The 26,464-nt window shown below is 74.6% G+C and carries 28 protein-coding genes; 16 read left to right on the top strand and 12 right to left on the bottom strand.

Features of this window, described 5'->3' with window-relative positions; all coding sequences use genetic code 11:
* Positions 1 to 80 precede the first annotated feature (80 nt).
* Positions 81 to 860: a S1C family serine protease gene (locus tag RB614_RS30345; RefSeq protein ID WP_308716111.1), complete on the top strand. Its 780-nt coding sequence runs from the start codon at positions 81 to 83 to the stop codon at positions 858 to 860.
* Between the two features lie 10 nt (positions 861 to 870).
* Here the strand turns inward: RB614_RS30345 and RB614_RS30340 are convergent, their stop codons facing one another.
* A complete protein-coding gene (locus RB614_RS30340; RefSeq protein ID WP_308716110.1) occupies positions 871 to 1,689 on the bottom strand; it encodes an ABC transporter ATP-binding protein in 819 nt (272 codons plus the stop codon).
* A 147-nt stretch (positions 1,690 to 1,836) separates the two neighbouring features.
* Here RB614_RS30340 and RB614_RS30335 point away from each other — a divergent pair, with 147 nt between their 5' ends.
* From RB614_RS30335 to RB614_RS30325, 3 genes are all read left to right on the top strand, one after another.
* Positions 1,837 to 2,829 (top strand): NAD-dependent epimerase/dehydratase family protein, encoded by a 993-nt coding sequence (locus RB614_RS30335; RefSeq protein ID WP_308716109.1) that lies wholly within the window; start codon positions 1,837 to 1,839, stop codon positions 2,827 to 2,829.
* Between the two features lie 87 nt (positions 2,830 to 2,916).
* Positions 2,917 to 3,750 (top strand): phosphotransferase family protein, encoded by an 834-nt coding sequence (locus RB614_RS30330; protein ID WP_308716108.1) that lies wholly within the window; start codon positions 2,917 to 2,919, stop codon positions 3,748 to 3,750.
* Between the two features lie 65 nt (positions 3,751 to 3,815).
* The gene (locus RB614_RS30325; protein ID WP_308716107.1) at positions 3,816 to 4,433 is read left to right on the top strand and encodes a histidine phosphatase family protein; all 618 of its coding nucleotides are present in this window, start codon (positions 3,816 to 3,818) and stop codon (positions 4,431 to 4,433) included.
* On the opposite strand, the gene RB614_RS30320 is transcribed toward RB614_RS30325, so the two are convergent.
* On the bottom strand, positions 4,434 to 6,110 hold the full coding sequence (locus tag RB614_RS30320; RefSeq protein WP_308716106.1) for a hypothetical protein: 1,677 nt from the start codon (positions 6,108 to 6,110) through the stop codon (positions 4,434 to 4,436).
* A gap of 90 nt (positions 6,111 to 6,200) precedes the next feature.
* Between RB614_RS30320 and RB614_RS30315 the strand changes: the two genes are divergently transcribed.
* Genes RB614_RS30315 through RB614_RS30295 form a run of 5 tightly spaced genes read left to right on the top strand, consistent with a single transcriptional unit; the run spans position 6,201 to position 9,585 of the window.
* Entirely contained in the window at positions 6,201 to 6,557 is a 357-nt protein-coding gene (locus RB614_RS30315) for a hypothetical protein (protein ID WP_308716105.1), read from the top strand.
* Positions 6,554 to 7,474: an FAD:protein FMN transferase gene (locus RB614_RS30310; RefSeq protein ID WP_308716104.1), complete on the top strand. Its 921-nt coding sequence runs from the start codon at positions 6,554 to 6,556 to the stop codon at positions 7,472 to 7,474. The genes RB614_RS30315 and RB614_RS30310 overlap by 4 nt, the downstream gene beginning before the upstream one ends.
* Positions 7,467 to 8,051, top strand: coding sequence for a ferric reductase-like transmembrane domain-containing protein (locus RB614_RS30305; protein ID WP_308716103.1), 585 nt, complete (start codon positions 7,467 to 7,469; stop codon positions 8,049 to 8,051). The genes RB614_RS30310 and RB614_RS30305 overlap by 8 nt, the downstream gene beginning before the upstream one ends.
* Positions 8,048 to 9,355: an NADH-ubiquinone oxidoreductase-F iron-sulfur binding region domain-containing protein gene (locus RB614_RS30300; protein WP_308716102.1), complete on the top strand. Its 1,308-nt coding sequence runs from the start codon at positions 8,048 to 8,050 to the stop codon at positions 9,353 to 9,355. Before RB614_RS30305 ends, RB614_RS30300 begins: the two co-directional genes overlap by 4 nt.
* Positions 9,352 to 9,585: a ferredoxin gene (locus RB614_RS30295; RefSeq protein ID WP_308716101.1), complete on the top strand. Its 234-nt coding sequence runs from the start codon at positions 9,352 to 9,354 to the stop codon at positions 9,583 to 9,585. The genes RB614_RS30300 and RB614_RS30295 overlap by 4 nt, the downstream gene beginning before the upstream one ends.
* Positions 9,586 to 9,644: 59 nt before the next feature.
* On the opposite strand, the gene RB614_RS30290 is transcribed toward RB614_RS30295, so the two are convergent.
* From RB614_RS30290 to RB614_RS30280, 3 genes are read right to left on the bottom strand one after another with little or no spacing between them, the layout of a single operon-like run.
* Positions 9,645 to 11,123: a glutamate-cysteine ligase family protein gene (locus RB614_RS30290; protein WP_308716100.1), complete on the bottom strand. Its 1,479-nt coding sequence runs from the start codon at positions 11,121 to 11,123 to the stop codon at positions 9,645 to 9,647.
* Between the two features lie 49 nt (positions 11,124 to 11,172).
* Positions 11,173 to 12,693 (bottom strand): hypothetical protein, encoded by a 1,521-nt coding sequence (locus RB614_RS30285; RefSeq protein WP_308716099.1) that lies wholly within the window; start codon positions 12,691 to 12,693, stop codon positions 11,173 to 11,175.
* Between the two features lie 46 nt (positions 12,694 to 12,739).
* Positions 12,740 to 14,023 carry a citrate synthase gene (locus tag RB614_RS30280; RefSeq protein WP_308716098.1) on the bottom strand — a complete coding sequence of 428 codons (1,284 nt, stop codon included), beginning with the start codon at positions 14,021 to 14,023 and terminating at the stop codon, positions 12,740 to 12,742.
* A gap of 163 nt (positions 14,024 to 14,186) precedes the next feature.
* Here RB614_RS30280 and RB614_RS30275 point away from each other — a divergent pair, with 163 nt between their 5' ends.
* Together RB614_RS30275 and RB614_RS30270 are read left to right on the top strand one after the other, a co-directional pair.
* Complete coding sequence (locus tag RB614_RS30275) at positions 14,187 to 14,579, top strand: VOC family protein (protein WP_308716097.1); 393 nt, start codon at positions 14,187 to 14,189, stop codon at positions 14,577 to 14,579.
* Positions 14,580 to 14,588: 9 nt separating this feature from the next.
* Positions 14,589 to 15,350, top strand: a complete 762-nt coding sequence (locus tag RB614_RS30270; protein ID WP_308716096.1) for a helix-turn-helix domain-containing protein — start codon at positions 14,589 to 14,591, stop codon at positions 15,348 to 15,350.
* Between the two features lie 8 nt (positions 15,351 to 15,358).
* On the opposite strand, the gene RB614_RS30265 is transcribed toward RB614_RS30270, so the two are convergent.
* The 3 genes from RB614_RS30265 to RB614_RS30255 all read right to left on the bottom strand — a co-directional run bounded on the left by RB614_RS30265 (position 15,359) and on the right by RB614_RS30255 (position 17,664).
* Positions 15,359 to 15,736 (bottom strand): DUF2255 family protein, encoded by a 378-nt coding sequence (locus RB614_RS30265; RefSeq protein WP_308716095.1) that lies wholly within the window; start codon positions 15,734 to 15,736, stop codon positions 15,359 to 15,361.
* 225 nt (positions 15,737 to 15,961) lie between these two features.
* A complete protein-coding gene (locus RB614_RS30260; RefSeq protein ID WP_308716094.1) occupies positions 15,962 to 16,852 on the bottom strand; it encodes a DMT family transporter in 891 nt (296 codons plus the stop codon).
* 158 nt (positions 16,853 to 17,010) lie between these two features.
* Entirely contained in the window at positions 17,011 to 17,664 is a 654-nt protein-coding gene (locus tag RB614_RS30255; protein ID WP_308716093.1) for a hypothetical protein, read from the bottom strand.
* A 24-nt stretch (positions 17,665 to 17,688) separates the two neighbouring features.
* On the opposite strand from RB614_RS30255, the gene RB614_RS30250 reads away from it, so the two are divergent.
* On the top strand, positions 17,689 to 19,038 hold the full coding sequence (locus RB614_RS30250; protein WP_308716092.1) for an acyl-CoA synthetase: 1,350 nt from the start codon (positions 17,689 to 17,691) through the stop codon (positions 19,036 to 19,038).
* On the opposite strand, the gene RB614_RS30245 is transcribed toward RB614_RS30250, so the two are convergent.
* Complete coding sequence (locus RB614_RS30245; protein WP_308716091.1) at positions 19,035 to 20,156, bottom strand: baeRF2 domain-containing protein; 1,122 nt, start codon at positions 20,154 to 20,156, stop codon at positions 19,035 to 19,037. The genes RB614_RS30250 and RB614_RS30245 overlap by 4 nt on opposite strands.
* Before the next feature lie 112 nt (positions 20,157 to 20,268).
* Here RB614_RS30245 and RB614_RS30240 point away from each other — a divergent pair, with 112 nt between their 5' ends.
* On the top strand, positions 20,269 to 20,802 hold the full coding sequence (locus RB614_RS30240) for a hypothetical protein (protein ID WP_308716090.1): 534 nt from the start codon (positions 20,269 to 20,271) through the stop codon (positions 20,800 to 20,802).
* A 29-nt stretch (positions 20,803 to 20,831) separates the two neighbouring features.
* Here the strand turns inward: RB614_RS30240 and RB614_RS30235 are convergent, their stop codons facing one another.
* The gene (locus tag RB614_RS30235; protein ID WP_308716089.1) at positions 20,832 to 20,954 is read right to left on the bottom strand and encodes a hypothetical protein; all 123 of its coding nucleotides are present in this window, start codon (positions 20,952 to 20,954) and stop codon (positions 20,832 to 20,834) included.
* A gap of 57 nt (positions 20,955 to 21,011) precedes the next feature.
* Between RB614_RS30235 and RB614_RS30230 the strand changes: the two genes are divergently transcribed.
* Positions 21,012 to 22,220, top strand: a complete 1,209-nt coding sequence (locus RB614_RS30230; RefSeq protein WP_308716088.1) for an MFS transporter — start codon at positions 21,012 to 21,014, stop codon at positions 22,218 to 22,220.
* Here the strand turns inward: RB614_RS30230 and RB614_RS30225 are convergent.
* Together RB614_RS30225 and RB614_RS30220 are read right to left on the bottom strand one after the other, a co-directional pair.
* Entirely contained in the window at positions 22,203 to 23,342 is a 1,140-nt protein-coding gene (locus tag RB614_RS30225) for a glycosyltransferase (RefSeq protein WP_308716087.1), read from the bottom strand. The genes RB614_RS30230 and RB614_RS30225 overlap by 18 nt on opposite strands.
* Positions 23,339 to 24,340: a glucosyl-3-phosphoglycerate synthase gene (locus tag RB614_RS30220; protein WP_308716086.1), complete on the bottom strand. Its 1,002-nt coding sequence runs from the start codon at positions 24,338 to 24,340 to the stop codon at positions 23,339 to 23,341. Before RB614_RS30220 ends, RB614_RS30225 begins: the two co-directional genes overlap by 4 nt.
* An 88-nt stretch (positions 24,341 to 24,428) precedes the next feature.
* On the opposite strand from RB614_RS30220, the gene RB614_RS30215 reads away from it, so the two are divergent.
* Both RB614_RS30215 and RB614_RS30210 read left to right on the top strand, forming a co-directional pair.
* Entirely contained in the window at positions 24,429 to 25,382 is a 954-nt protein-coding gene (locus RB614_RS30215) for a Gfo/Idh/MocA family protein (protein ID WP_308716085.1), read from the top strand.
* Entirely contained in the window at positions 25,375 to 26,463 is a 1,089-nt protein-coding gene (locus RB614_RS30210; RefSeq protein WP_308716084.1) for a zinc-dependent alcohol dehydrogenase, read from the top strand. Before RB614_RS30215 ends, RB614_RS30210 begins: the two co-directional genes overlap by 8 nt.
* Position 26,464 lies beyond the last annotated feature (1 nt).

Raw genomic sequence — 26,464 nt, 5'->3', positions numbered from 1 at the left:
CGGCCACGGCGGGAGAGGTTCACAGGGACGCCACAGGCACCGCAAAGGCCCACCGCACCCGGGTCGTCCACCGTGGACGTATGACAGTCACCGAGAAGAAAACAACATCGTGGCGGCGCCGGGTCGCCGCGGCATCCGTCGCGGCCGCCCTCTGCGTCGCGGGCGGTACCGGCGGCGGGATCCTCGCCACCCAGGTGTCCAGCGCGGCGCCGGTGACGACCACGACCGCGGTCGCCGCGCAGGCGGCCAGCACGGGGGCGACGCTCACCGCGGCCCAGGTCGCCGCGAACGTCACGCCCAGCGTGGTCACCGTCCTGGCCAGCACAGCCGGCGGCGGCGTGGAGGGCTCGGGTGTCGTGCTCTCCGCCGACGGCCTGATCCTCACCAACAACCACGTCGTCGAGTCGGCCAGTGGCGTGCGGGTGACGCTGTCGGACGGCCGTACCCTCGATGCCACCGTCGTCGGCACGGACGCCACCGCGGACCTGGCCGTGCTGCGGGCCTCCGGCACCGCGGACCTGACCCCGGCGACGCTCGGCTCCAGCGCGGACCTGCGGGTCGGCGACACGGTCCTCGCGTTCGGCAGCCCGCTCGGCCTGGAGGGCACGGTGACCGCCGGCATCGTGTCCGCTGTGGACAGAACCATCCAGGATGGAGACACCAACCTGAGCGGCCTCATCCAGACCGACGCGCCGGTCAACTCCGGCAGTTCCGGCGGCCCGCTGGTCGACTCCAGCGGCCGGGTGGTCGGCATCACGGTGGCGATCGCCACGACCGGTCAGGACAGCGGCAACATCGGCGTCGGCTTCGCGATCCCGGTGGACACGGCCGCGACCGTCGCCGCCCGGCTGGCGGCGTGACCGGCCCGGCTCAGATGGCGTCCACTGTGGAGAGAGCGAGGGCGCGGCGGCGGGCGGCCGGCACGACCAGCGGGCTGCCCGCCTCCGGGTCGGGGATGACCCGGCAGTCCAGGCCGAACACCTCGCGCACCAGCGCCGCGTCCACGATGTCGCCGGGCGCGCCCTCGGCGACGATGCGGCCGCCGCGCATGGCGATCAGGTGAGTGGCGTACCGGCAGGCCTGGTTGAGGTCGTGCAGCACCGCGACCAGCGTGCGCCCGCCGGTCTCCTGCAGGTCGGCGCAGAGGTCGAGCACCTCGACCTGGTGGGTGATGTCGAGGAACGTGGTGGGCTCGTCCAGCAGCAGGATGCCGGTCTCCTGGGCGAGCGCCATCGCCAGCCAGACCCGCTGCCGCTGGCCGCCGGAGAGCTCGTCGACCAGCCGGTCGGCGAGGTCGGTGACGCCGGTGGCGGCCATCGACTCGCGCACGACCCGCTCGTCCTCGCGCGACCACTGGCGCAGCAGCCGCTGGTGCGGGAAGCGGCCGCGGGCCACCAGGTCGGAGACCGTGATGCCGTCCGGCGCGATCGACGTCTGGGGGAGCAGGCCGAGGCGGCGGGCGACCTCTTTGGACGGGTACGACGTGATGGCCTTGCCGTCGAGGTGGACCGCGCCGGTGCGGGGGCGGAGCATGCGGGAGAGGGCGCGCAGGAGGGTCGACTTGCCGCACGCGTTGGGACCGACGATCACCGTGAACGAGTTGTCCGGGATCGTCACGCTCAGTCCCTCGGCGACGACCCGCTGGTCGTACGCGAGCGTGAGCCCCTCGCCGGCCAGTCGCGTCGGCACGAATACCACCCCCGGGTCCCACCAAGTTTGGTGAGCCTAACATAATCTCCGACCTGCCCTGTCGCGCACTGGACGCACCCCTTTGGGGGGTACGCCCCACGTTGCTAACGTCTCCGTCGGAGAGCGTGGGCTTGGGGGACGTGGGCGGTGAACGGCGGAGCGGTAAGCCTGAAAGCGCGGGCTCTCATCCTGGGCGGTGCCGACTTCTTCGGACTGCACCTGGCGCGACGGTTGGTGACCGAGGGTTACCACGTGGTGGTCGTCGACACCCTGACCCGCGGCCGCGACCGGGCGGAGGTGACGGCGCTCGGCGCCACGCCCGGCGTCGAGCTGATCGGCGGCGACCTCACCGACCCCGCCACCTGGGCGGCGCTGCGCCGCGGCTGGGCGCAGATCTACCTGCTGCCGCCCGCGCCGCTGCCGAAGGCGGTCGAGTCCGACCCGGTCCGGGCGGTACGCGGCCACGCCCTCGCCGCCCTCCACCTCATCGACTGGGCCGCCCCCGGCGACAAGGTCTTCTTCGCCTCCTCCGGCGAGGTGTACGCGGACGGGGTCGAGGACGGCGTCGTCCAGGTGCCCACCGAGGAGGCCGAGCCGGTGGTGGTCGGCGACCTGGCCCAACCGCGCTCGGCGTACGCCGCCAGCCGCCTCTTCGCCGAGGCCGCGCTGGTGCACGCCGCCCGCGCCGGCCGCAGCCGGGTCGTGGTCGGGCGCTTCTACGACCTGTACGGGCCGCGGATGGGCACCGACCAGCTGATCCCGCAGATGTGCGTGCGCGCCATCCGCGGCGAGGACCCGTTCCTGGTCAAGGGGCCGCACCGCAAGCGCGCGTTCTGCTACGTCGACGACGCGGTCGAGGCGACGCTGCGGCTGATGGAGGCGCCGGCCGCGGTCGGCGAGATCGTCCACATCGGAAACGACGAGGCCCAGACCGCGATCGGCGACCTGGCCCGCCGGGTGCTGCGGATCGCCGGCGTGGAGCCGCGGGTGGTGGCCGAGCCGGCCCCGCCCGGCTCGCCCGCCCGCCGCGCGCCCGACCTGGCCAAGCTGCGCCGGCTCACCGGGTTCGAGCCGTCGGTCGAGCTCGCCGACGGGCTGCGCCGCACGTTCTACTGGTACCGCCGGACCTGGGCCTCCTGACCGCGAGCGGGAGTGTCACGCGGGTGGTGGCCGTAAGGTTGGCGGTGTCGCGCACCTACCGCACATCGCGCTCCTAGGATTGTCCCCATGGACGCCGCGGAGCGGGTGCGGGCGCTGGTGGCGGCGCATATGCCTGGCTGTGAAGTGGTGTCGCTGACCCGGCTGGGCGCCGGCCTGGACAACGTGGCGTACGAGGTGAACGGCGACTTCATCGTCCGCTTCGGCAGCGGCGCGGACGCCGACCGGGAGGCGCGGCTGCTCACCGTCCTTGGCAACATCTCGCCCCTGCCCGTACCGGTGCCGCGCTTCACGGACGCCGGCTGCCTCGCGTACCGGAAGCTGCCGGGCGTCCCCCTCCTCGACGCCGCCGGTGTCGACGGCGTCCCGGTGGCGGCGGCCCTGGGTGGCCTGCTGGCCGCGCTGCACGCCGCGCCGGTCGACCGGATGGCGAAGCTGGTGGCGACCGACGACCTGCCGATGGACGAGTGGCGGCGCGAGGCCCGCGAGACGTACGCGTCGGTCTCCGCGCACATCCCGTCGGCGTACCGGCGGCGGGTCGAGGGGTTCCTGGAGACGCCGGCGCCCGAAGACCCCGACGTGCTCGCCTTCTCCCACAACGACCTGGGCATCGAGCACGTCCTCGTCGACCCGGCGACCGGCGCGGTCACCGGCGTCATCGACTGGTCCGACGCCGCGATCGTCGACCCGGCGTTCGACTTCGGCCTCATCCACCGCGACCTGGGGCCGGCCGCGCTGGACGCGGCGCTGGCCGGGTACGGCGCGGTGCCGGACGGCCTCCGCGCGCGGGCGGTCTTCTACGCCCGCTGCAACGTCTTCGAAGACCTGGCCTACGGCTTGGAGACCAGCCGCGAACGCTACGTCGCGAAGTCGCTGCGCGCGCTGGAGTGGCTGTTCGCCTAGCTCGCACGGGCGGGCGAGGGGGATCACAGCGAGGCCGCGCCGTTGGGGTCCTAGGCTTGGGCGCCATGCGGTTGGTACTCATCCGTCACGGTGAATCGGAGCACGGCCGGCGCGGGCTGGTCGCCGGGCCGCGCGGCTGCCCCGGGCTCACGCAGCGCGGCCGGGAGCAGGCGCGGGCGCTGCGGCGGCGGTTCGCGGACGAGGAGCTCACGGCCGACGTGCTGCTCTCCAGCGGTACGCCGCGGGCGCAGGAGACCGCGCGCATCCTCGCCCCGGCCGTGTACGCGCAGGAGGTCCTGGTCGACTGCGACCTGTGCGAACTGCACCCCGGCGACGGCGACGGGCTGCCGATCGCGGAGTTCGCGGCGCGGTACGGGTCGTTCGACGTGCAGGCCGAGCCCAACCGGGTCGTCGCGCCCGGCGGCGAGTGCTGGAACGACTTCGTCACCCGGGTCCGGCGCACCACCGACGCCCTGCCCCGGCGGTTTCCGGGGCGGCGGGTGGTGGCGGTGACCCACGGCGGGTTCATCTCGTGGGCGTTCCTGACCCGCTTCGACGTGCCGCGACCCGGGACCGGGGCGTACATCAACCCGTCGTACACGTCGATCACCGAGTGGGACTACACCGAGCCGAACGGCCCGTGGGTCCTCATGCGCTACAACGACGTCGCCCACCTGGAGTAGCTAGAACAGCGCTACCCCGTGCGTCGGGCACTCGGCGATGCTCGGCGCGGTCTGCGGCACGCAGTACGCGGGGAGCCCGACCAGCAGGTCCTTGCCGTACACGAGCACGACCGCGCCGGCGAACTCGTGCCGCTGCGCCGGCGCCCCGAACTGGGCGAGCGCCACCGCCTCCGACCGCGTACCCGGCGTCCGGGTGTCCAGCACCAGGAACGTGGCGTCGTGCGCCGCCGGGTCGTACCAGTCCACCTTGGACTCCCACCGGTACGCGGCCACCCGGTCGCCGGCCACCACCGGCCGCACCGCCACCCGGCCGCTGGTGAGCAGCGTGATGTTGTTGGCGTTCCAGTACTCGCCGAGCCCGTACCGCAGGCCGCGCGCGTCCAGCCACGCCGCGACGTCCTCGGCGTGCCCCGGGGTGCGGCGGGCGGCCGCGTGCCCGACCAGCTCCGCGACCAGGAGCAGGGCGACCACCGCGGCGACCGGGAGCGCGCGGGGGAGGGTGGCCAGGCGCGGGCCCCAGACCCGGCCGGCGAGCACCGCGCCGAGCGGCAGCACCGCCACCACCTGGCGGGCGGAGAGCAGGTCGGCCGGGAGGGCGGAGACCACGAACGCGCCGAGGTTGACCAGCACGCCGACCGCGACGAGCTCGGCCAGCCGGTCGCCGGGGCCGCGCCGGTCGCGCTCGCTGGGCGCCCCCGGCGGAAGGAGGGAGCCGGCCGCCCCCGGGCGCAGCGCCCGCGCGACGACCACGACCAGCGCGGCGGCCGCGGCGAGCAGCCCCACCAGGTGTACCGCGGACATCGCCGTGTCGAGCGGGCCGACACGGTCCGGCGGGTACGCCCCGTAGTTGACGGCCACCACCCGCACGCCCAGCCAGAGGTGCCCGCCCAGGCTGGAGAGCTCGGCCAGCTTCGCCTCGGCGGCGTGCGCCCCGAACCCGCCGGCCGCGCGCAGCAGCGTCAGCGCCACCTGGGCCAGCACGACCGAGCCCACGCCGGCCAGCACGAGTCGGGCGTCGAGGCCGCGCCACGAGCGTTCCCGCCAGGCCCGCCAGCCGCCCACCAGGATCAGCGGGAGCACGCCGATGTACATGACCAGGGGGTCGGCGATCTGCGCCCAGGCGAGCATCGCCGCGACCAGCACGGGCAGCCCGCGCCCCGGCCGGAACCGCTCCAGCACCAGCCACGTCGCCAGCAGCGGGATCGCGGTGCCGGTGTGGTCGGGGGAGGTGAGCAGCGTGATCGCGGCGTGGCCGAGCGGCGGTACCGCGACGATCGCGACCGCCACCGCGACCCGCGCCGCCGCCTCCCGCCCGGTGGCCCGCCCCTTCGCCGCCGCGGCGACCAGGAGCACCACCAGCGTGAACACCAGCGCGGCCGTGGCGTGCGTCGTGTCGCCGTGGAAGCCGTACACGAGCTCGACGAGCATGAACAGCAGCAGCTCGTTGGTGTAGAACGACACGTCGGTGACCGTCCACCCGCGCAGCAGCGGGTTGCCGTCGAGCATCTCGCGGGCCTGGAGGGCGTTGCTCGCACCGTCCGAGTTGACCCCGAGCTGGCGGGAGATCAGCAGGTAGGCCACGAAGAGCAGCGGTGCCGCCACCACGGCGAGCAGCCACGGCGAGCGATGTCGCGCTTGGACACTTTTCTGCGGTACGTCCACCCCTGCCCGTTCCACTGGAGGCACCGTACCGTACGGCGCGAATGAACCCTGCGGCGGAACCGTCCGTACCACTGGGTACTCGTCACCTGTGTGAGGGAGCCGTGCGTGAACGAGCCGACGGACCGCCACCAGCCCCGGCACGTCGACCGGCGTGACCAGGGCATGAGACGGCAGCGCCTGGTCACCCAGGCGGCGGCGGGCGGAGCCACCGCCCTCGCGCTGCTCTTCGGCTGGGCCTTCGCCCAGCCGACCCCGGCCCCGGCGGCGGAGCAGCCCGCCGCGCCCGCCAAGCAGCCGCCGGCGACGAAGAAGCCACCCGCGGCGAAGAAGCCGGCGGCCAAGCAACCGGCGGCGGAGACCGAAGACGAACCCGAGCTGAAGGCTCCGGAGGAGCCCCCGGTGGAGGAGCCACCCCAGGAGGAGGCGGCACCGCCGCCGGACACGCGGTCGGGCGGATCATGACATCGGTACGGGCGGCGCCACATCGCGCCGCCTTTCCCGCGCTCGGGACCACGGCGGTCCTGCTCGTCACCGACGGCACCGCGCTCGCCGAGGGGGAGCGGCTGCTGCGCGACTGGCTGGCCGAGGTCGACGCGGCGTACAGCCGGTTCCGGGACGACTCGGAGATCGTGCGGCTCGGCGTGTACGCGGGGCGGGCCGCACCGGTCAGCCCCCTGCTCGCCGGAGCGCTCCACGCCGCCCTGTGCGCCGCCGCGGCCACCGACGGCCTGGTCGACCCCACGGTCGGCCAAGCCATGGTCGACCTCGGGTACGACCGGGACTTCGATCTCCTCGCCCCGGACGGCGCGGCGCCCGCGCCCCGCCCGGCACCCGGCTACTGGAAGGTCCGGCTCGACGCCGAGGCGCGCCAGGTCGTCGTGCCCCGCGGCATCCGCCTCGACCTCGGCTCGACCGGCAAGGCGTACGCGGCGGACCGCGCGGCCGCCCAGGTCGCCGCGCTCGGCTGCGGGGCGCTCGTGTCGCTCGGCGGCGACCTCGCCACCGCCGGCCCGGCCCCGGAGGGCGGCTGGCTGGTCGGGATCGGCGACGACCACCGCGCGCCGGCGGCCGGCGACCCGGTCGTGACGGTCCGCTCCGGCGCGCTCGCCACCTCCAGCGTCACCCAGCGGGCGTGGCGGCGGGGCGGCCGGGCGGTGCACCACATCGTCGACCCGCGTACCGGAGACCTGCCGGCGCCCGTGTGGCGTACCGTCTCGGTCGCCGCGCGGACCTGTGTGGACGCGAACGCCGCGGCCACCGCGGCGATCGTCCGCGGCGAGGGCGCGGACGCCTGGCTCGACGGGGCCGGCCTGCCGGCCCGGCTGGTGGGTCACGACGGGCGGGTCGTGACCGTCGGGGGGTGGAGGTCTCATGCCTGACGTGTCGCTCTGGCACGTGGCGCGGGCCAGCGGCTTCGTGGCCACGCTGCTGTTCACCGCGACGGTGCTGCTCGGCATCCTCGGCCCGATGCGGGTCGGCACGCCGAGCTGGCCCCGCTTCACGCTCGCCGGGCTGCACCGCAACCTCTCGCTGCTGTCGCTGGCGCTGCTCGGGATCCACCTGGTCAGCGTCGCCGTCGACTCGTACGTGCCGATCACCTGGGCCGACCTGTTCGTCCCGTTCGTCTCCGCCTACCACCCGTTCTGGCTGGGGCTCGGCACGGTCTCGTTCGACATCTTCCTGGCGCTGCTGGCCACCAGCCTCCTGCGGCCCCGGATCAACCCGCGGATGTGGCGGCTGCTGCACTGGTCGGCGTACCTGTGCTGGCCGCTCGCGCTGGTGCACGGACTGGGGATCGGCACCGACGCCCTGTCGAGCTGGCCGCTCGGCCTGTCGGTGCTCTGCACCCTCGCCGTGCTGGCCGGCGTGGCCTGGCGGATCGCCGCCACCCTCGCGCGGCGGCGGGCACCGGACGCCGCGGCGCGCAAGACGACCACCATGGCGAGGCTCTCATGACGATCATGCTGGAACGCGGTGCCCGGCAGGGCGGCCAGGGCCGGCAGGGTGCGCTGCCCCGCCTGCTGGCCGGCGGCCGCAAGCTCGGCGAGCACCGGGCCACGTACGGGCAGATCCCGCTGCGCCGCTTCTCCGGCGAGGACGGGCGGCGCATGCTCGTCCGGGCGATCACCGACGCCGGGCTCCGCGGCCGCGGCGGCGCCGGCTTCCCGACCGGCCGCAAGATGGCGAACGTGGCCGCCGGCGCCAAGCGCCCGGTCGTCATCGCGAACGGCTGCGAGTCCGAACCGGCCAGCCGCAAGGACAAGATGCTGATGGCCTGCGCGCCGCACCTGGTGCTGGACGGCGCGGTGCTCGCCGCGCACGCCGTCGGCGCCGACCGGGTGTACCTCTGCGTCGAGCGCGGCACCAGCATCGCCGACCGGCTGGAGCGCGAGCTCGCCCAGCGCGACGACCCGGTGAAGTGGAAGCTGGTCCGCGTCCCCCGGCGGTACGTCTCCAGCGAGGAGTCGGCCCTCGTCCACCTCATCAACGACGGCGACGGCCGGCCGCTCGCCGCGCCGCCGCGCCCGTTCGAGAAGGGGGTCGGCGGCCGCCCCACCCTGGTCGACAACGTGGAGACGCTCGCCCACGTGGCGCTGATCGCCGCGTACGGGCCGGGCTGGTTCCGCGAGGTCGGCACCAGGAACGACCCGGGGTCCACATTGGTCACCGTCGGCGGCGCGGTGGCCCGCCCGAACGTGTACGAGATCGCGCCCGGCATGCGCCTCGGCGAGGTCCTCGACGCGGCCGGCGGCGCGGTGGAGCCGATCGGCGCGGTGCTCGTCGGCGGCTACTTCGGCACCTGGGTACCGATGCCGGACGGCTGGGGCCTCCCGCTCACCCACGACCGCACCGGCCCGCTCGGCACCAGCCTCGGCGCCGGTGGCATCGTCGCGCTGCCGGCCGAGTCGTGCGGCCTGGCCGAGACCGCGCGGGTGGTCCGCTACCTGGCCGAGGAGTCCGCGCAGCAGTGTGGCCCGTGCATGTTCGGCCTCCCGGCGATCGCCACCGACCTGGCCGCCGTCGCGTACGGCCGCTGCGACCCGGCCACCCGCCAGCGCCTCAGCCGCCGGATCGCACAGGTCACCCGCCGCGGCGCCTGCCGCCACCCGGACGGCGCGACCCGGCTCGCGACCAGCGCGCTCGCCGCCTTCGCCGGCGACCTGGAGACCCACATGGACGGCTGGACGTGTACCGGCGTCAGCCGCGACCCGATCCTCCCGCTGCCCGACCGCCGCCACCGCGACCGGGGCTGGAAATGAGCGCCCCCAACCCGGAGGGCCTCCGCCTCCAGGTCGACATGATCAAGTGCGTGGGGCACGCCTCCTGCCTCGAACTCCTGCCCGAACGCGTCTCCCTCGACGAGTGGGGCTACCCCGTCATCGAGACCGACCCGCTCCCGCAGCACCTGGTCGCCCACGCCCGCCGCGCGGTCGCCGCCTGCCCCACCCTCGCCCTGCGCCTCGACGGCAAGCTCGCCCGCGTCCGCTAGGGCCCGTCGCGCGGGGCCGGCGGCCCGGCTGCGCCCGCCAAGGTCCGGGCGGCCGTTCGTCAGTCGAGGGGCCACTCGTGCACGGGGGTGTTTTCGTGCATGAGCGGGATGTACCGCTGGAGCACCGCGCGGAGCGCGTCCGGGCGGGCCAGGTGGCGTTCGTCCTCCAGGGCGTGCAGGGTCTCGGCCTGCCAGGTCGCGCCGTTGCGGCCGGTCAGGCAGCGCCCCTCGACGATGGCCAGCAGGCGGTCGCGCTCGGCCGGGTCGACCTCCCACGCGTCCAGGCCCTCGCGGGCCAGGGGCAGCAGCCGCCGCAGCACGAGCTCGGTCACCGGCAGGTAGCCCAGCCCCGGCCAGAAGACGGTGGCCGTGATGCCGTGGCGGGCGCAGGCGTGGAAGTTCTCCTCGGCGGCGCTGAAGCTCATCTGCGACCACAGTGGACGGTCGGAGTCGGCCAGGGCGCGGACGAGCCCGAAGTAGAAGGCGCCGTTGGCCACCGTGTCGGCGACGGTCGGGCCGGCGGGGAGGACGCGGTTTTCCACGCGCAGGTGCGGGCGGCCGCGGACCACGTCGTACACCGGGCGGTTCCAGCGGTAGACCGTGCCGTTGTGCAGCCGCAGCTCGGTCAGCCGCGGGATGTCGCCGCGGGCCAGGACCTGCGCGGGATCGTCGTCGTCGCAGATCGGCAGGAGGGCGGGAAAGTACCGGACGTTCTCCTCGAAGAGGTCGAAGACCGAGGTGATCCACCGCTCGCCGAACCACACCCGCGGGCGTACCCCCTGGGCTCTTATCTCCTCCGGCCGGGTGTCGGTGGCCTGCTCGAACAGGGGGATGCGGGTCTCCCGCCACAGCTCCTTGCCGAACAGGAACGGCGAGTTGGCGCCGAGCGCGACCTGGACGCCGGCGACGCACTGTGCGGCGTTCCAGTACGCGGCGAACTGCCCCGGGCTCACCTGGAGGTGGAACTGGGTGCTGGTGCACGCCGCCTCCGGCGCCACGGTGTCGGCGGTGACGGCGAGCCGGTCGACGCCGTCGATGCGGATGTCGAGGTCTTCACCGCGGGCGGCGAAGATCTGCTCGTTGAGCAGCGCGTAGCGGGGGTTGGCGGAGAGCGACTCGATCGTGAGGTGCTCGCGGTCGAGCGTGGGCAGGATGCCGATCATCACCATGTGCGCGCCGACCGTGCGGGCCCGCTCCTCGGCGGCGTTGAGGCTGTCGCGGACCCGCCGCTCGAACGCGGCGGTGCCGTCGCCGGCCAGGCGGCGCGGTGCCACGTTGATCTCGACGTTGAACTGGCCGAGCTCGGTCTGGAAGTCGGGGTCGGCGATCGCGGCGAGCGCCTCGGCGTTGCGCATCGCCGGCTCGGCCCGGTCGTCGACGAGGTTGAGCTCGATCTCCAGGCCGGCCGTCGGCCGCTCGAACTCGAACCGGGACTCGCGCAGCATCTCCGCGAAGACGTCCAGGCACTGCCGCACCTTGCGCCGGTGCCGGGCCCGGTCCTCGCGGCTGAACTCGTGCCGCCCCACCTCCGTCCCCATCCGTCAACGGTGGCACGCGCGGCCGCCCCGGCGGAAGGGTACGGCCCGGTCACGACCCGGCGGTCAGGACCGCCTCGTCGACCGGGGTGATGAGGGTCGCACCCTCCGGGGCGGTCGGGGTGAGCCGGACGGAGCGGCCGCGGGCCAGGTCGTCCGGGGTACAGATGTAGCGCTCGGTCACCATGAACTCCCACCACGGGTCGCGCGCGCACACCCGCGGCCCCATCCGGTCGCCGTGCACCACCAGCGCGGTGAACGCCGGCCACGTCTCCTGCGTCACGTCCACGACCGCGGGGCGGCCGGCCGTGTACCGGTCCAGGGTGGCCATCACCTCGGGCATGTCCGGCACGTGCTCGGGGAGCTTGCGCAGGGCGGGGGCGCCGCTGCCCACGCCGAGCGCCCCGATCACCACGGCCGTGACCAGCCACTGCGCGGGTCGCCGGCCGAGCGAGGAGAGGAACGCACCGGGGCGCAGGGCGGCCGCTGCCACGCAGACCAGCGACAGCAGCAGCGGTATCGCCCGGGTGAACTGCCCGACGTAGGTGAAGCGGAGGTCGTCGACGGCGCGCGCGACGTACCCGGTGAACAGGATCGTGGCCAGCGCGGCGGCGCAGACGGCCGCGGTGAGGAAGCGGCGCGGCGGTCCGGCCGGAAGGCGGCGGGTGAGGAACGCGGCGCTGCCGAGGAACGCGGCCGCGGCCAGCGCACCCAGCGGGGGTGAGGACGCGTAGTAGCGCAGCACGTAGCGGGCGACGTCGGCGGCGGCCGGCGTGGCGCGCGCACCGTCGTACTCGAAGTACCGCAGCAGGTCGCCCGGCCAGTGCAGCAGCAGGTTGAGCGCGATCGGCAGCGCGAAGACGGCGAGCACCGCGACCGCCCCGGCCACCGCGACACCGGACTCCCGCCACGCCGGGCGGCCGGTCCAGAGCGAGGCGACCACCGCCGCGCCGGACAGGACCGGGGCGAAGAGCAGGAAGCTGACGTGGCCGTGGATCAGCAGCCCGGCGGCGAGGGCGAGCAGCGGCAGGTGGGCGACCCGGCCGGCGGCTACCGAGGCGGCGGCGGTGAGCAGGAGCAGGAAGGGCGCCACGTACAGGTTGGGCATCCACGCCGACGCGAGGATCGCGGGCTGCGTCGCGAAGTACAGGATCATGGCGGCGCCGCAGAGGGCGGTCGCGGCCCGCGACGCGGTCCAGCTGTGGACGACGCTCAGGACCAGCGCCAGGAGTACGGAGTTGAGGGCGAGCAGCGCGACCCACTGCCCGTTCCACGGGGTGGGTACGGCGCCGAGCAGGTCGTAGAGGAGCCACTCGCCGAAGGCCTGCACGTAGAAGAAGGCCGGCCCGGGGTGGTGGAAGCCGAGCCGCGAGTAGTTGCCGACCAGCAGGTCGAAGTGCTTGGCGTCGGCCGTGATGACCGAGTTGGCGGCGAAGTCGCCACGCTCGTAGACGACGCGGCCGAAGGTGACCGGGTTGCGCAGGAGCAGCAGCCCGAAGAGCGTGCCGGCCGCGACCGCGAACACGGCGGGATCGAGGCTGACCCGCCGTGTCGCGATGCGCTGCTCTGTCACGTATCCGCCCCGTCGTCTGATAGACCGGAGCGGATCGTACCGTGCGCTACCTCTGGTCGATGGGAACGTAGCTCCGCTCGGCGGCGCCGGTGTAGACCTGCCGGGGGCGGCCGATCTTGTTGGCCGGGTCGGCCATCATCTCGCGCCACTGGGCGATCCAGCCGGGCAGCCGGCCGAGCGCGAAGAGCACCGTGAACATCTTCGGCGGGAAGCCCATCGCCTTGTAGATGAGGCCGGTGTAGAAGTCGACGTTCGGGTAGAGCTTGCGGGAGACGAAGTAGTCGTCGGCGAGCGCGATCTCCTCCAGCTGCATCGCCAGGTCGAGCAGCTCGTCCGGCTGGTGCATGCGGTCGAGCACGTCGCGGGCGGCCTGCTTGACGATCGCGGCCCGCGGGTCGTAGTTCTTGTACACCCGGTGGCCGAAGCCCATCAGCTTGACGCCCGGCTCCTTGTCCTTGACCCGGCGCACGAACGACTTGACGTCGCTCCCGTCCGCCTTGATCCGGTCGAGCATCTCCAGCACGGCCTGGTTGGCCCCGCCGTGCAGCGGGCCGGAGAGCGCGTGCACGCCGGCGGAGACGGAGGCGAAGAGGTTGGCCTGGGCGGAGCCGACCAGCCGGACCGTGGAGGTGGAGCAGTTCTGCTCGTGGTCGGCGTGCAGGACGAAGAGCATGTCGAGCACCTTGGCGACGACCGGGTCCACCTCGTACGCCGTGGCCGGCACGGCGAACGTCATGCGCAGGAAGTTTTCCACGTAGCCGAGGGCGTTGTCCGGGTACATGAACGGCTGGCCGATCGACTTCTTGTACGCGTACGAGGCGATGGTCGGCACCTTGGCCAGCAGCCGGATCGTGGAGATCTCCACCTGGTCGGCGTCGAACGGGTCGAGGCTGTCCTGGTAGAACGTGGAGAGCGCGCTCACCGCCGAGGAGAGCACCGGCATCGGGTGGGCGTCGCGGGGGAAGCCGTCGAAGAAGCGCCGCAGGTCTTCGTGCAGCAACGTGTGCAGCCGTACCTTGTCGCTGAACGCGTCCAGCTGCTGCTTGGTCGGCAGCTCGCCGTAGATCAGCAGGTAGGACGTCTCCAGGAACGACGCGCGGTGGGCCAGCTCCTCGATCGGGTATCCCCGGTAGCGGAGGATGCCCGCGTCGCCATCGATGTAGGTAATAGCCGAGGTGGTGGAGGCGGTGTTGACGAAGCCCGGGTCGAATGTGACGTACCCGGTCTCCTTGAGGAGCTTGCCGACATCGATACCGGAGGCGCCCTCGACCGCCTCGTGCACCGGCATCGGCAGCTGTCCGCCGTGGTGCTCCAGCTTCACAACCGTCATGGGGTGCCTCGCTTCGCCCGCAGATTCTTCGTGAACGGCTTTACTCAACCGTAATCCCTCCGGGGTTGATAGACCTGATCGCAACTGGCGCTGAGGAATGCGTCACTAAGGCTTGTCCGATTCCTTCAAGACCCCTACCCAGCGGCCTCCTAGCGTGGTGGCCATGGCACCTCGAGTAGACGCGATCGGCCTGGTAGTGGCCGACATGAGCCGTTCCCTGTCCTTCTACCGCCGCCTCGGTATCCACTTTCCCGAGGGAGCCGAGTCCGAACCTCACGTGGAGGCCGCGCTGCCGGGCGGGCTGCGGCTGCTGCTGGACACGGAGCGGACGGTCCGTTCGTTCGATCCCGATTGGCAAGCGCCGGAGGGCGGCGGGCCGCGGGCCGCGCTCGCCTTCGCCTGCGACAGCCCGGCCGAGGTCGACAAGGTGTACGCCGACCTGGTGGCCGCCGGGTTCGAGGGGCACAAGGAGCCGTGGGACGCGTTCTGGGGCCAGCGGTACGCGATGGTCCACGACCCGGACGGGAACGGGGTGGACCTCTTCGCGAGGTTGTAGCCTCGCCGTGTGTACCAGGAGCGGCCCTCGCGGCTGCCCGGCGCTTTCGTCTGGCGGCGCACCGCCGAGCGGGAGCCGCGCGCCGGGCGGGTGCTGCCGGACGGCTGCATGGACCTGCTCTGGTGGCGCGGCGACCTGGTGGTGGCCGGCCCGGACACGGTGGCGTACGAGTCGCGGCTGGAGCCGGGCGAGACGATCGTCGGGCTCCGCTTCGCGCCCGGCGTGGCACCGGCCGCCCTCGGGGTACCCGCCGACGAGCTTCGGGACAGCCGGGTGCGGCTGGCCGCGCTCTGGCCCGCCCGCGCGGTCCGCGAGGCCGTCGACCGCGTCGCCGCCGCTCGCGGGCGCGTTCCCTCCGGCGCGGTCCTCGGGGACGCCGCCACCGCCCGCGCGGTTCGGGCGGGCGTCGCCGCCGCACCCGGGCGGGCGCTGGAGGAGATCGCCGCCGGGCGGCTGGCCGAGGTGGGCGGCCCCGACCGCGCGGTCACGGCGGTCGTACCGCTGCTGCGCGCCGGCGCCTCCGTGGCCGCCGTCGCCGGCGAGGTGGGGCTGAGCGAGCGGCAGCTGCACCGGCGGTCGCTGTCCGCGTTCGGGTACGGGCCGAAGACGCTCGCCCGCATCCTCCGGCTGGAACGCGCGCTGGCGCTGGCCCGTGCCGGCGCGCCGCTCGCCGCGGTGGCCGCGGAGTCCGGCTACGCCGACCAGGCGCACCTGTCCCGCGACGCCCGCGCGCTGGGTGGCGCGCCGGTGGGCACGCTGATCCGTCCCTGAGCGGCGACTCAGCGGGGTACGAGCCGGAGCGTCGCCCCGCGGGCCGTCGGCGTGACCATCGGGTCGACGTACTGCGGGCCGTAGCGGTGGTACTTGCCGCGGTACGCGTCGTCGAGCCGGGCGTTCACCCCCGGGTCGGCCTCGTCGACGAAGGTGACGTCCCGGTCGACGCCGCCGGCCTGGATGTGCCCCTCGTGGCGGGCGCGGGTGCCGCGGTACCAGTGCGAGCCGGCGCCCCGGAAGGACCGGACGTACAGGTCGTCGCCGTCCCGGACCACCCAGATGGTGGTCGGGGCGCGCAGCGTGCCGTCCCGGCGCCGGGGCGCGACGCGCAGCTCGTCCGCCTCCTCGATCGCGCTCAGCTCGTCGGTGTTCCAGCCGTTCATCGCGATGCTCCTTCCTCGTGTCTGCGCCGCGCGGGCGCGGCAGCACCTCGATCGCGGTGCGGTCGTACGCTCGATACCCGTCCGCGACCCGTTCCAGCGGCGCTCGGCCCGAAAACCGCGCCCGGCCCGCTGGACGAGAGCCCGGTGATGGGCCGTGATCGAAGCTCCCGTCAACTCGCTAGAACGACTTGACGGGAGCTTCGATCACGAGCGTGGGGAGGCCCGCTACACGAGGGCGGGCTGGCGCTTCGGGGTGGTGCCGGGGTCGGAGGGTGCCCGGGGGTCGAGCGGCTCGGGCTGGGCGAGCACGACCACGCCCCAGGAGGCGAGCAGGGCGGCGGCGAGGGCGGCCAGCGCGCCGGGGGTGCCGCCGACGAAGCGCTCGCCGAGCAGCACCATCCCGATGACCGCGGAGGCGATCGGGTTGGACAGGGTGACGGTGGCGAGCGGGGCGCCGAGGCCGGAGTTGCGGTAGGCCATCTGGGACAGGAGCAGGCCGCCGACCGCCATCACGCCGAGCACCAGCGCGATCGGGCTGAACATCGCGGTCGGGCCGGTTTCGCTGGTGCGCAGGGCGACGGTCTGGGTCAGGGCGGAGGCCACCGCGAACGCCACGCCGGACGCGACCGCGTTGAGCAGGCTGCGGACCACCAGCGGGCGGGAGAGGCGGGCGGCCGCCATCAGGACGGCGACCGTCGCGGTGGCGGCGATGGCCAGCGCCGTGGCGTCGCGCCCGTCCAGCGCCTCGGCGCCGGTCGCGGGGCTGATCAGCAGCAGGAGCACGACGAGGCCGGCGACCGTGTACCCGGCGCCGCGCCAGGCCCGGCCGGAGACCCGGCGGCGGGCGAGCGCCGCGCCCATCGGCAGCGCCAGCACGAGCGTGAGCACGCCGAGCGGCTGCACCAGCGAGAGCGGGCCGAAGGCGAGCGCGGCGACGTGCAGCGCCCCACCGGCCCCGTTGAGAGCCACCGCGAACCACCACCGCCCCCGGCGCAGCAGCGCCAGGACGGTAATGCGCACAGCGTCGGCGGCCAGTCGCTCCTGCACCACTGCCCCCGCCGCGTACGCCGCTGCTGACGCGATCGCGAAGATCACCGCCAGCGCCCACGCACCCATACCAACGATGATCGCTCGGAAAGCGTCGTCCGGCGTCCACCACCAGTTGGTTTGTGCGCTACGTCATGCGCGGTAGGGCGGGCGTCCCGCCTCCTCCTCAAGAGGGATGCGCGGCCCCGAAAACCCCAAGCGGCCCGAGCCCCAACCGGCCCGAACCCTCAGGCGGCGCGGTCTTCCATCTCCCAGACGTGGTCGAGCACGTGCCAGACGATCCGGCGGACCGCGTACCGGTCGGGCCACTTCGACTCCGCGCCGGCCCTGGTCGGCCTCCCCAGCCGCGCCAGCAGATCCGCCCGGAGGGCGCCCACCGCCGCCCCGTCGTCGAACGGCGGCTGCTTGTGCTTGATGCCGACCTGCCGCGCGTACGCCACCTCGGCGCCCACCACGTGGTCGAGCATCTTGTCCCGGTCGCGGCCGCCGCCGCGCGGACCCTTGCGCAGCTCGGCCGGGGACTTCGCGGCGACCTCGGCGAGCAGCTCCCAGGCCGCGGTCATCAGCTTGGCGGCGCGGGTCGCCTCGGCCGCCTTGACCGGCTCGCGGTCGCCCGCGGAGACCTTGCCGGGAACGCCGAACTCGGTGCCGCCGTCGCCGGGCAGCCGCTCCCGGACCTCGAACGTGTCGCCGATCGTCGCCGGGAAGCTCAGCCCCGCCTTCTGCGCCACCACCGCGTAGCGCGGGACGTAGTCGGCGAGGGCGGCGAGCGCCTGCTCCTCGGTGCGGGCCGAGCGGCACCACCCGGGCCAGTCGACCGCCCAGGCGAAGACCTTCTTCTGCCCGACCTCCACGTCGACGACCGTGGGTTTCCTCGCCATACACCTGAGCCTAGTGTGTCCCGCATGGAGCTGCTGCCCGCGCTGAGCGGCCATTTCGGAGATCCACCCGACGCGGTGCGGGTGGGTGAGCGGGCCATGTCCTGGGGCGACCTGGCCGGTGCCGCCGGCGCGTTCGCGGCGCGGATCGCGGGTGCTCCGGCCGTCGCGGTCACCGCCACCGCCTCGCTGGAGACCGTCGTGGCCGTGCTGGGCGGTCTGGTCGCCGGCGTCCCGGTCGTCCCCGTCCCGCCCGACTCGGGGCCGATGGAGCGTTCGCACATCCTCGGCGACGCGGGGGCCGAGCTGCTCGACGGCGTCGACCTGGACGCGCGCGGGTCGTACGCCGCCGAGGTGCCCGGCGACGCCACCGCGCTGATCCTCTACACCAGCGGGACGACGGGCGCGCCCAAGGGCGTACTGCTCAGCCGGGACGCCATCGCCGCCGGCCTGGACGGGCTCGCCGACGCCTGGGCCTGGACCGCCGGCGACACGCTGGTGCACGGCCTCCCGCTGTACCACGTGCACGGCCTCGTCCTCGGCGTGCTCGGCGCCCTGCGTACCGGTTCGCGGCTGGTGCACACGGTCCGGCCCCGCCCCGAGGCGTACGCGGCGGCCGGCGGCACGCTCTACTTCGGGGTGCCCACCGTCTGGCACCGCGTCGCCTCCGCACCCGCGGCGGCCCGCGCGCTCGCCCCGGCCCGGCTGCTCGTCTCCGGCAGCGCGGCGCTTCCGGTACCGGTCTTCGCGGCGCTGCGCGAGCTGACCGGGCACGAGCCGGTCGAGCGGTACGGCATGACCGAGACCCTGATCACCGTCGCCGCCCGCGCCGACGGGGAGCGGCGGCCGGGCGCGGTGGGGCGTCCGGTGGCCGGCGTGGAGACCCGCCTGGTCGGCGAGGACGGCGCGCCGGCGCCGCACGACGGCGAGACCGTGGGCGAGCTGCGGGTCCGCGGGAGCACGCTCTTCAGCGGGTACCTGAACCGGCCCGAGGCCACCGCCGCCGCGTACGCGGGGGACGGGTGGTTTCGCACCGGTGACGTGGCCACGATCGGCCCGGACGGCTGGCACCGCATCGTCGGCCGCTCCTCCACCGACCTGATCAAGAGCGGCGGGTACCGGATCGGGGCCGGCGAGGTCGAAAACGCGCTGCTCGCCCACCCCGCCGTACGGGAGGCCGCCGTGGTCGGGGCGCCCCACGACGACCTGGGGCAGGAGATCGTCGCGTACGTGGTGGCGGAGGGCGTCGGGGCGGACGAGCTGATCGGCTTCGTGGCCACCCAGCTCTCCGCGCACAAGCGCCCGCGCCAGGTCCGCTTCCTGCCCGAGCTGCCCCGCAACGGCATGGGCAAGGTGCAGAAGCAGCAGCTCCGCTAACCCTCGCGGCGGGTGCCCTCGTCGGCGTAGCGGAGCACCGCCCCCACGCCGTGCCGCAGGTCGGCGTCGTCCGGGCCGACCAGGACCAGGTCCGCCCCGCTGCCGGCGACCGCGCGGACCAGGGCGGCGTCGGCGCGCACCCGGACCGGCTCCTCGACGCCCATCTCCCGCAGCTGGGCCGGGTCCATGGCGAGCTGCGCCGCCTCCGGCCCGATCCAGAGCGCGTCGGTGGAGGACGGGTCGTCCACGATCAGCATGGCCTCGACCTGCTCCCGCTGCAGGGCGGTGACGACGGCGGCGAGCCCGTTGCCGAGCCCCTCCTGCGCGCCGAAGCGGTCCACCGCGTCCCGGGTACGCCGGTCGGCCACGTCCGCCACCGCGATCGTCGTCGCCTCGTCCAGCGGTTCCGGGTCGGCGCCGCCCGCCCGCGTACCGGCGTCGGTCACCACCGCCCGTTCCCGCCAGCGCTTGGGCAGCTGCTCGAAAAGCAGCTGCCGGGCCCGCACGTCCCCGGCCAGGACCAGCACGTCCGGCCCGGTCGCGTCGGCCAGCTCCGTGGCGGCGGCGGCCACGTCGCCCGTGTTGCGCTGCCAGGTGGTCTCCGCCTCCCGCTGGTACCGCGCCTGCGACCAGCCGCCGGGCTTGAGCTTGCGGATCGGGTACGACTCGTGGCCCCGTACGGTCTCGCTCCGCCGGACCCCGCCCGCGTCGAACTCCGACACCTCGCCGCCGGTCCGGTCGGCCACCACCCGTAGCCACTCGACCTCCTCGCCGCGCTGGGCGACCAGGGGCATGGTGTGCGGCAGGGGCCCGAAGCTGGCGAGGTCGGCGCGCGGGGGCGTGGGCAGCCGCTCGACGGTCACGTCGTCCGGCGCGGCCTCGGAGGCGAACATGGCCACGCCCCGCCGGTCCGGCTCGGCCGGCGCCCCGTCCAGCGCCCGGTCCATGGCGACCAGCACGCCGGCGGCGGCGCCCTGCGCGGCGAGGCTCTCCCGCAGCCCGCGCCAGCGCAGGTCCAGTGCCCGCGCCGCGTCCTCGGTGTCCGGGGTGGCGTCCAGGTAGGCCGACGCCCACGGGCCCGGGTGGGCGTACAGCGACCGCAGGAATGAGAGATCCATGGCGAAAGCCATACCCCGTGACAGCGCATTCACTCACCCGCCGCCCCCTCGTGGGAATGCGCCATTGTCGATACGCTGAGTGCTTGCCTGATAAACAATGGGTAGGACTGTCATGACCTGGGACCGGGAGCTCTTCCCCGAGCCCGTGGCGCACCGGCCGGGCCCGATCATCAACGGACACGTGGTCAAGCTGGAGGGCGGCTACTCGCGCGAGGTCAAGGTGGGGCAGCCGATCCTGGTCGCGGTGCTCGCCGCCGCCGGTGTGGTCCGCCTTGTCGTCTCGGTGCTGCGGGCCGGCTCGGGGGGCGGCGGGCGCAAGTGGAAAGAGCTCAAGAAGGGCCCCGAGTACCTCGTCACCCCGCTGCGGATCCGGGCCACGGACGGCGTCCTGTGCGAGATGGAGATCCACGGCCACCTGCCACAGAGCGCGCTCGAGCCGCGGGACCACGTGCAGGTGACGGTACGCCGCCAGAAGGACCCGGACCTCGCACCGCGGGTCGAAAAGATCGTCAACCTCACGACCGCCCAGCTCCTCACCCCGCACCCGCCGAACCTCTGGTCACACCTGGGCCCGGCGCTGCTGACCCAGGCGGTCCTGGGCGTACTGGTCTTCGGCACGGTCGCCGCCTGCACGCTGCTCGCCTGACCCGTTTCGCCGCCGGGCCGGGCGTGGGGTCAGGCGGCCGCCCGGAGGACCATGTGCGACGGGTAGGCGGTGACCGGCGGGACGCGCGAGCCGGACAGGACGGCGCCGGCCGCGCCCGCGGCGATCTGCTCGACCGGGTGGGGTGCATGCACCCGCTTGAGGTGAGAACGCTCCCAGGGATGTGATGCCCGGGTGAGACAGGAGCACCCGTGAACGTCGTAGCCGCCCGCAACGGGGTCGCCGCGACCTTCGGCCTCAACGGGCTGGCGGTCGCGTCGTGGTTCGCCCGCGTACCGGCCGCCCGGGACGCGCTCGGCCTCACCGCGGGCGAGCTCGGCCTGCTGATGCTCTCCCTCTCCGCCGGGGCGGTGCTCGCGCTGCCGGTGGCCGGGCTGGTCGCGCACCGGCTCGGCGCCGCCCGTACCGTCGCCACCGCCGCCCTCGCCATGGCCGCCGGCCTCGTCCTGGCCGGCAGGGCCGCGGGCGCCTGGGGTTGGGCCCCGGCCGTGGGCGTGGGGCTCTTCGCGATCGGGTTCGGCGCGGGCAGCTGCGAGGTCGCGATGAACGTCGAGGCGGCCGCCGTCGAGCGCCGGCTGGGACGCACGATCATGCCGCGCTTCCACGCCGCCTGGAGCCTGGGTACCGTCGCCGGGGCCGGCCTCGGCGCGGCCGCCGCCCGCCTCGGGGTGCCGATCGCCGCGCACCTGGCGGTCATCGCGGCGATCGTGGGCGGGGGCACGCTGATGGCGGTCCGCTCGTTCCTGCCGGACGAGCGGGCGGCGGCCGGGGGCGCCGGCAAGGGCGGCGGGCTGCTCGCCGCCTGGCGCGAGCCGCGCACCGTCCTCATCGGACTGCTGGTGCTGGTGATGGCGTTCACCGAGGGTACGGCGAACGACTGGCTCGCGGTCGCCTTCGTGGACGGGCACGGGGTGGGCGAGGCGGCCGGCGCGGCGAGCTTCGGCGTGTTCGTGGCGGCGATGACCGTGGGGCGTACGGCGGGCACGGTCGCGCTGGACCGGTGGGGCCGGCCGAAGGTGCTCTGGGCGACGATGGCGCTCGCGGCGGCGGGCGCCGCGGTCACCGTGTACGCCGACTCGCTCCCGCTCGCGCTGGCCGGCGTGGCGCTCTGGGGCGTGGGCGCCTGCCTCGGCTTCCCGGTCGGGATGAGCGCCGCCGCCGACGAGGAGAGCCGGGCGCCGGACCGGGTGAGCGTGGTGGCGGTGATCGGGTACACCTCGTTCCTGGCCGGCCCGCCCCTGGTCGGGCTGCTCGGCGACCGGGTGGGCGTGCTCCGGGCGCTGCTCGTCGTACCGCTGCTGATCGTCCCCGCCCTCGCCCTCGTACCGGCGCTGCGCCCACCACGGGTCGCCACCCCGGCCGGCCACACCGAGCCCGCCCGGTCACCGACCGCGATCTGACGACGCGGACGCCACCACCTGGCGGTACAGCTCCAGGTAGCGAGCCGCCATCACCGCCGGCGTGAAGCGGGCCGCCGCCTCGCGCATCGACTCGGCCGGGTCGAGCTTGGCGGCCGCCTCCAGCAGGTCGGGCAGCTCCTCCTCGTCTTCGGTGAGGAAGCCGGTGCGGCCGTGGTCGACCAGCTCGGGCAGGCAGCCCTTGGCCAGGCCCACCACCGGGGTACCCAGCGCGAGCGCCTCGACCACGAACGTGCCGCCCGGCTCCGACCAGCGCAGCGGGGCGAGCACCGCCCGCGCGCCGGCCACGAGGTCGTCCCGGGCCGGCGGGCGTACCGTGCCGAGCCAGCGCACCCGCCAACCGTCCACATAGGGCTCGACCCGCTCCCGGAAGTACGCCACGTCCGGATTGTCCGAAGTGGAGACCGCGGCCAGGTCCGCCGGCGAGTGGTACGGCCCCACCGGCCCGGCCAGCACCAGGTCGAACCCGTACCGGTGGGCCAGCCGCACCCCGAGGTCCTGCCCCTTGCCGGGCGTGATCCGGCCGAGGATCACCACGTGGCCGCCCTTCTCCGGCGGGCGCCGCTGGTCCGCGCCCTCGGCGAGCGGGGTGGCCAGGTGCACGTGGCCGACCGCGTGGGCACGCAGCGCCTCGGGCGCGCGGGCCACCTGGTCCGCGGAGACGCCGTTGACCCAGACCCGGCCGCCGCCGTCGAACGTGCCGTACAGCTCGGGATGCTTGAGCAGGTCCCAGTGGAGCGTGTGCAGCACCGGCGGGTCGTCCGGGCCGAGCGCGGCCAGCGTGGCCAGGCCGGCCGCCTCCACGTGGTCGTGCACGAGGTCGATGTCGGACCGCTCGCGCACCGCCCGGACGACCGCGTGCTGGTGCGCCGGCACGACGCCGTTCACCTGGTTGTACGGGCGCTGCAGCTGCCGGAACTGCCCCTCCGGGAAGACCGACACCAGCTCCTCCACCGCCAGCGTCGAGGTGCCCACGCTGGCGAGCACCACCTCGACGCCGAGCTCGCGCAGCGGGGGTACGAGCGTGGCGACGATGTTCTCGATGCCGCCGTAGCCGTCCGGCGGCACCGGCAGCCACGGGCCCGCGTTCATCAGCACCTTCATGAGACGACCGTCATCGCCGAGCGGAGCCGCGCCAGTGGTGGGCGCTCGCGCACCGAGACGTCGTGCACGACGACCTCGCGGCCGAGGCCGGGCAGCGCGTCCTCGCCGCCCCGGCGGAACTGGGTGAGCGCGTCCGCCGCCGGTTCGGGCGTCGGCACGATGCCGGCGCGGTAGAGGCGGGACCAGGCGGTGTAGAGGATCTGCGCGGCCATCCGCCCCAGCGCCTCGGTGCTCTGGTGCCGGTGGTGCCGCTCGCCGAGGTCGACCTGGGCCAGCGCGTCGAGCCCCACGGAGTCCAGCAGGTCGATGAGCATCGCCAGCTCCACGCCGTACCCGGAGACGAAGGGGAGCTGTTCCAGCACGTCCCGGCGGCCCGCGTACTCGCCGGCCAGCGGCTGCACGAAGCCGGACAGCTCGGGCCAGCAGAGGTTGAGCAGCGGGCGGGCCATGATCTCGGTGACCCGGCCGCCGCCGTCGCGTTCGGTGTCGGCCAGGGACTCCAGCGGCCGGTGGTAGAAGCCCTTGACGTACACGACGCTCGGGTCGGTGAGCAGCGGTCCGAGCAGTCCGGTCACGAAGTGCGGGCGGAACTCGCGCAGGTCGGCGTCGACGAACGCCACGATGTCGCCGCGCGCCGCCGCGAGGCCGGCCCAGAGCGCGTCGCCCTTTCCCTCCAGCCGGGGCAGGCCCCGGGTCATCTGGTCCTGGTCGACCACCCGCGCGCCGGCCTCGCCCGCGACGCGCGCGGTCTCGTCGACGGAGCGGGAGTCGACGACGATGACCTCGTCGACGAGCGGCACGCGCTCGACGAGGTGCCGGCGGATCGTCCGTACGATCGCGCCGACCGTGTCCTGCTCGTCGCGGGCGGGCAGCACGACGGAGACCGTGCTGGATCTCTTGGCCCGGACCAGATCGCGCGGTTTCCACTGGCTGGCGGTGCTGGTCCGGTACGCGGACCAGGCCTCCACGACAGGGCTCACCGAAAGCGGATGCCACATGGCGCGTGGTTTCCCAAAGATCGGGTATCCAACCGCCGCCAGCATGGGCCGGCATCGCGGCGAGGATCGGCGTTGGGAGCGGTATCGGATGGGTGGCAGGTGCGCGGTCGCGATGATCGGCGCGGGCAACGTCGCCCGGCGGCACGCGGGCGTGCTGGCCGGGTTTGCGGACGTGCGGCTGGTGGGTGTCACCGACGTGGTGCCCGACGCGGCCGGCGCCCTCGCCGCGGAGCACGGCGCGCTCGCGTACCCCGACGTGGCCGCGCTCGTCGACGCCCAGCCGGACGCGGTGTACGTGTGCGTCCCGCCGTTCGCGCACGGCCCGGCCGAGGAGGCGGTGCTCGCGGCGGGACTGCCGATGTTCGTGGAGAAGCCCCTGGCGATCGACCTCGCCACCGCCGAACGGATCGCCCCGCTCGCCGAGCGCGTGGTCACCGCCGTGGGGCTGCACTGGCGGTACCTGGCGGTGGTCGAGCGGGCCCGCGACCTGCTCGCCGGCCGCCCGGTGCGGCTGGTCAACGCCGCCTGGCTGGACAAGGTGCCGCCGGTCGACTGGTGGGTGCGGCGGGAGTCCTCCGGCGGCCCGGTGATCGAGCAGGCCCCGCACGTCCTCGACGTGATGCGGCTGCTCGGCGGCGAGGTCGCCCAGGTACACGCGGCCGGTGGCGGGCGCCCGCCGGTGGCGGGCGCCGACGTCGACGCGGCCACCGCGGCCATGGTGCGGTTCGAGAGCGGCGTCCCCGGCACGCTCACCACGACCTGCGCGCTGGGCTGGAAGCACCGGGCGGCGGTCGAGGTGATCGCGGACGGCCTCGCCGTCTCGGTCGGCGAGGAGGCCCTGCTGGTACGGGACGAAGCGGGCGAACACCGCTACGCCGGTGACCCGGTCGCGGCGCGGGTGGCGGTGGACCGGGCGTTCGTCGACGCGGTGCAGGGGGTGGCCGACGACGTGCGGGTGCCGTACGGGGAGGCGCTGCGCACCCACCGCCTCGCCGCGGCGGTCGCCCGCTCGGCCGCGACCGCGGAGCCGGTCGGTGTCTGAGCGCGCGATCGTGGTCACCGCGCCGGGGAGCGTGGAGATCCGCGAGGAGCAGTCACCGCCCGCGCGTGCGGGGACGTTCCGGGTCGAAACGCTCTACAGTGGAGTGTCGGCGGGCACCGAGCTGAGCTACGTCAAGGGGACCAACCCGCTGCTCCGCGCCCGCCTCGACCCGGAGCTCGGCCTCTTCGTCGACGGCGAGCCGGCGCAGGCGTACCCGGTGACCCGGCTCGGCTACATGGAGGTCGGCCGGGTCACCGAGTCGGCCACGCCGGCGGTGGCGCGGGGCACGCTCGTCGCGATGGCGTACGGGCACCGCACCGGCCACCTCGCCGACCCGCTCGTGGACCGGTTCGTGCCGCTGCCGCCCGATCTCGACCCGCTGCTCGGCGTCTACGTGGCGCACGCCGGCCCGATCTGCGCCAACGGGCTGCTGCACGCCGCGGCGGACGCCTTCGGTCCGGCGGTGCGCGACCTCGGCGACGGGGTGCGGGGACGGCGTGTCGCCGTGGTCGGCGCCGGCATGATCGGGCTGCTGACCGCGGCGTTCGCGCTCCGGCACGGCGCCGAGTCGGTACTCGTACTCGATGCGACGTCGCGGCGCCGGGCCGTCGCTGCGGCCCTCGGGTGCGCGGTGCTCGACCCGGCGGACGGCGACCCGGCGGTCGCGGTCAAGAGCCGGTGGCGCCGCGGGCCGGGCGACCGGGGCGCGGACGTGGTCTTCCAGTGCCGGGGGCAGCCGGCGGCGCTGCACCTGGCGCTGCGCCTGCTGCGGCCCCAGGGGACGGTCGTCGACCTGGCGTTCTACCAGGGCGGGGCGGGCGACATGCGGCTGGGGGAGGAGTTTCACCACAACGGGCTTTCGGTGCGCTGCGCGCAGATCGGACGGGTGCCGCGCGGGCTGGCCGCCGCCTGGGACCGGGAGCGGCTCTCCGCCGAGACGGTATCGATGGTGCGCGAGTGCGGCGAGGGGATCCGGCGGCACGTGGTGACCGCGGTGGTCCCCTTCGACAAGGGTCCTGAGCTGCTGCGCGACCTCGCATCGCGGGCACGGCAGGAGGTGGCGACGATCTTGGAATGCTGAA

It is taken from the genome of Phytohabitans maris, from assembly GCF_031085175.1.
Lineage (GTDB): Bacteria > Actinomycetota > Actinomycetes > Mycobacteriales > Micromonosporaceae > Phytohabitans > Phytohabitans maris.
The sequence above is the reverse complement of the archived record's forward strand: the minus strand, read 5'-3'. Positions and strand labels throughout refer to the sequence as shown.

Excerpts from the sequence above, each read along its gene's own strand:
- RB614_RS30345 (WP_308716111.1), top strand. The coding sequence starts at position 81 with ATGACAGTCACCGAGAAGAAAACAACATCGTGGCGGCGCCGGGTCGCC.
- RB614_RS30330 (WP_308716108.1), top strand. The coding sequence starts at position 2,917 with ATGGACGCCGCGGAGCGGGTGCGGGCGCTGGTGGCGGCGCATATGCCT.
- RB614_RS30325 (WP_308716107.1), top strand. The coding sequence starts at position 3,816 with ATGCGGTTGGTACTCATCCGTCACGGTGAATCGGAGCACGGCCGGCGC.
- RB614_RS30310 (WP_308716104.1), top strand. The coding sequence starts at position 6,554 with ATGACATCGGTACGGGCGGCGCCACATCGCGCCGCCTTTCCCGCGCTC.
- RB614_RS30305 (WP_308716103.1), top strand. The coding sequence starts at position 7,467 with ATGCCTGACGTGTCGCTCTGGCACGTGGCGCGGGCCAGCGGCTTCGTG.
- RB614_RS30300 (WP_308716102.1), top strand. The coding sequence starts at position 8,048 with ATGACGATCATGCTGGAACGCGGTGCCCGGCAGGGCGGCCAGGGCCGG.
- RB614_RS30295 (WP_308716101.1), top strand. The coding sequence starts at position 9,352 with ATGAGCGCCCCCAACCCGGAGGGCCTCCGCCTCCAGGTCGACATGATC.
- RB614_RS30290 (WP_308716100.1), bottom strand. The coding sequence starts at position 11,123 with ATGGGGACGGAGGTGGGGCGGCACGAGTTCAGCCGCGAGGACCGGGCC.
- RB614_RS30280 (WP_308716098.1), bottom strand. The coding sequence starts at position 14,023 with ATGACGGTTGTGAAGCTGGAGCACCACGGCGGACAGCTGCCGATGCCG.
- RB614_RS30275 (WP_308716097.1), top strand. The coding sequence starts at position 14,187 with ATGGCACCTCGAGTAGACGCGATCGGCCTGGTAGTGGCCGACATGAGC.
- RB614_RS30265 (WP_308716095.1), bottom strand. The coding sequence starts at position 15,736 with ATGAACGGCTGGAACACCGACGAGCTGAGCGCGATCGAGGAGGCGGAC.
- RB614_RS30260 (WP_308716094.1), bottom strand. The coding sequence starts at position 16,852 with ATGGGTGCGTGGGCGCTGGCGGTGATCTTCGCGATCGCGTCAGCAGCG.
- RB614_RS30255 (WP_308716093.1), bottom strand. The coding sequence starts at position 17,664 with ATGGCGAGGAAACCCACGGTCGTCGACGTGGAGGTCGGGCAGAAGAAG.
- RB614_RS30250 (WP_308716092.1), top strand. The coding sequence starts at position 17,689 with ATGGAGCTGCTGCCCGCGCTGAGCGGCCATTTCGGAGATCCACCCGAC.
- RB614_RS30245 (WP_308716091.1), bottom strand. The coding sequence starts at position 20,156 with ATGGATCTCTCATTCCTGCGGTCGCTGTACGCCCACCCGGGCCCGTGG.
- RB614_RS30240 (WP_308716090.1), top strand. The coding sequence starts at position 20,269 with ATGACCTGGGACCGGGAGCTCTTCCCCGAGCCCGTGGCGCACCGGCCG.
- RB614_RS30225 (WP_308716087.1), bottom strand. The coding sequence starts at position 23,342 with ATGAAGGTGCTGATGAACGCGGGCCCGTGGCTGCCGGTGCCGCCGGAC.
- RB614_RS30220 (WP_308716086.1), bottom strand. The coding sequence starts at position 24,340 with ATGTGGCATCCGCTTTCGGTGAGCCCTGTCGTGGAGGCCTGGTCCGCG.
- RB614_RS30215 (WP_308716085.1), top strand. The coding sequence starts at position 24,429 with ATGGGTGGCAGGTGCGCGGTCGCGATGATCGGCGCGGGCAACGTCGCC.